At 46.9% G+C, this 2,348-nt stretch carries 2 protein-coding genes; both read left to right on the forward strand.

Annotated features, from left to right (window positions below; genetic code table 11):
• Nucleotides 1-351: 351 nt before the first annotated feature.
• The gene (gene nac / locus EQY_RS0123735) at nt 352-1,269 is read left to right on the forward strand and encodes a nitrogen assimilation transcriptional regulator NAC (protein ID WP_024212738.1); all 918 of its coding nucleotides are present in this window, start codon (nt 352-354) and stop codon (nt 1,267-1,269) included.
• A gap of 100 nt (nt 1,270-1,369) precedes the next feature.
• Entirely contained in the window at nt 1,370-2,320 is a 951-nt protein-coding gene (gene cbl / locus EQY_RS0123740; RefSeq protein ID WP_001011042.1) for an HTH-type transcriptional regulator Cbl, read from the forward strand.
• Nucleotides 2,321-2,348: the final 28 nt, after the last annotated feature.

The following is a 2,348-nucleotide window of genomic DNA, read 5'->3' on the forward strand; positions in this document are numbered from 1 at the left end:
GTTCTACCGACTGAACTACAGAGGAATCGTTTGAACGGGGCGCATATTAATGGCAGTACATGGCGATGTCAAAGGGGGAAATGCATTTTTTTGTTCGTTTGCTGCCAATTTCAACAAAATGATGAACTTTCAATCTTTTTAATCATGTTCCATCGTGGTGCATGACATCCTTTCATGGGGCAGGGAATGCTTCTCCTGGCTTAAAGAGCCAATGACGAAACAATCATAATCTCTTATTTGACGGGCGATTAGCTTTCGTATCAACGCCAAAACGAAACTGGCAAGTATCTTGCAATCTGGTTGTTAGTAATGTCGGCACTCGGGCTGACGCTTAAAAAAACCGGAGGCACCATGAACTTTAGACGCTTGAAATACTTCGTCAAAATTGTAGATATTGGTAGCCTGACTCAGGCTGCTGAAGTATTGCATATAGCACAGCCTGCGCTCAGTCAGCAGGTTGCCACGCTGGAAGGTGAGCTAAATCAGCAACTTTTGATTCGCACAAAACGTGGCGTTACGCCGACAGACGCCGGAAAAATTCTCTATACCCATGCGCGGGCAATTTTACGTCAGTGTGAACAGGCCCAACTGGCGGTGCATAATGTAGGTCAGACATTGTCAGGTCAAGTCTCGATTGGCTTTGCGCCAGGAACCGCAGCGTCATCTATCACCATGCCTTTATTACAGGCGGTACGCACTGAATTTCCGGAGGTCGTTATCTATCTCCATGAAAATAGCGGTGCTGTGCTTAACGAAAAACTTATAAACAACCAGCTTGATATGGCGGTGGTTTATGAGCATTCCCCTGTGTCTGGTGTATCCAGTCAGACTTTGTTAAAAGAGGATCTGTATCTTGTCGGAACTCAGGATTGCCCAGGGCAAAGCGTTGATGTTAATGCGATAGCGCAAATGAACCTCTTCCTTCCCAGCGATTACAGTGTAGTAAGACTTCGTGTTGATGAAGCTTTTTCCCTGCGCCGGCTTACAGCGAAAGTCATCGGTGAAATTGAGTCTATCGCTACGCTTACCGCTGCGATTGCCAGCGGTATGGGCGTTGCAGTATTACCTGAATCGGCCGCACGTTCGTTATGTGCCGCAGTTAACGGTTGGATGTCACGTATTACCACGCCTTCAATGAATCTCTCGTTGTCATTAAACTTACCCGCCAGATCAGTTTTATCGCCACAGGCGCAGGCAGTGAAAGAGCTATTATTGTCAGTAATTAGTTCTCCAGCCATGGAAAAAAGACAATGGCAATTGGTGAGCTAAACGTTATACCTGGATGGAATAAGATGCGGGTTTTTATTATTTGTTATGCCGGGCATTAGACTCTAACAATAATGGATGTCTGATATGCCCGGAGTTTACCGTGAATTTCCAACAACTAAAGATAATCCGCGAAGCTGCCCGTCAGGATTACAATCTGACAGAGGTCGCGAATATGCTCTTTACCTCACAGTCAGGTGTCAGCCGTCATATTCGAGAGCTGGAGGATGAACTTGGTATCGAAATATTCGTTCGTCGTGGCAAGCGGCTGCTTGGCATGACTGAACCGGGCAAAGCATTACTGGTCATTGCAGAACGTATTCTGAATGAAGCCAGTAATGTTCGACGGCTTGCAGACCTGTTTACCAACGACACATCTGGCGTACTCACTATTGCAACGACGCATACTCAGGCTCGTTACAGCTTGCCTGGGGTCATTAAAGCCTTTCGCGAACTTTTCCCCGAAGTGCGACTCGAGCTTATCCAGGGGACGCCGCAGGAAATTGCGACTCTGCTACAAAACGGCGGAGCTGATATTGGTATAGCCAGTGAGCGTTTGAGTAATGATCCCCAACTCGTCGCTTTCCCGTGGTTTCGTTGGCACCATAGTTTGCTCGTTCCTGTCGATCATCCCTTAACACAAATTACGCCATTGACGCTGGAATCAATAGCGAAGTGGCCGTTGATCACTTACCGACAGGGAATTACGGGGCGCTCACGTATTGATGACGCCTTTGTCCGCAAAGGTTTACTGGCAGATATTGTATTGAGTGCTCAGGATTCTGATGTCATCAAAACCTATGTCGCCCTCGGTTTGGGGATAGGATTAGTTGCCGAACAATCCAGCGGTGAGCAAGAGGAAGAGAATTTAATTCGTCTGGATACGCGGCATCTTTTCGATGCTAATACTGTCTGGCTGGGACTCAAGCGAGGACAACTTCAGCGTAACTATGTCTGGCGTTTTCTGGAATTGTGCAATGCTGGATTGTCGGTTGAGGATATTAAGCGGCAGGTGATGGAAAATAGCGAAGAGGAAATTGATTATCAGATATAGCAAAAAGCCCGCTATCAAAGCGGGTTTT

It is taken from the genome of Escherichia sp. TW14182 (assembly GCF_000208525.1).
Lineage (GTDB): Bacteria > Pseudomonadota > Gammaproteobacteria > Enterobacterales > Enterobacteriaceae > Escherichia > Escherichia ruysiae.

Excerpts from the sequence above, each read along its gene's own strand:
- nac (WP_024212738.1), top strand. The coding sequence starts at position 352 with ATGAACTTTAGACGCTTGAAATACTTCGTCAAAATTGTAGATATTGGT.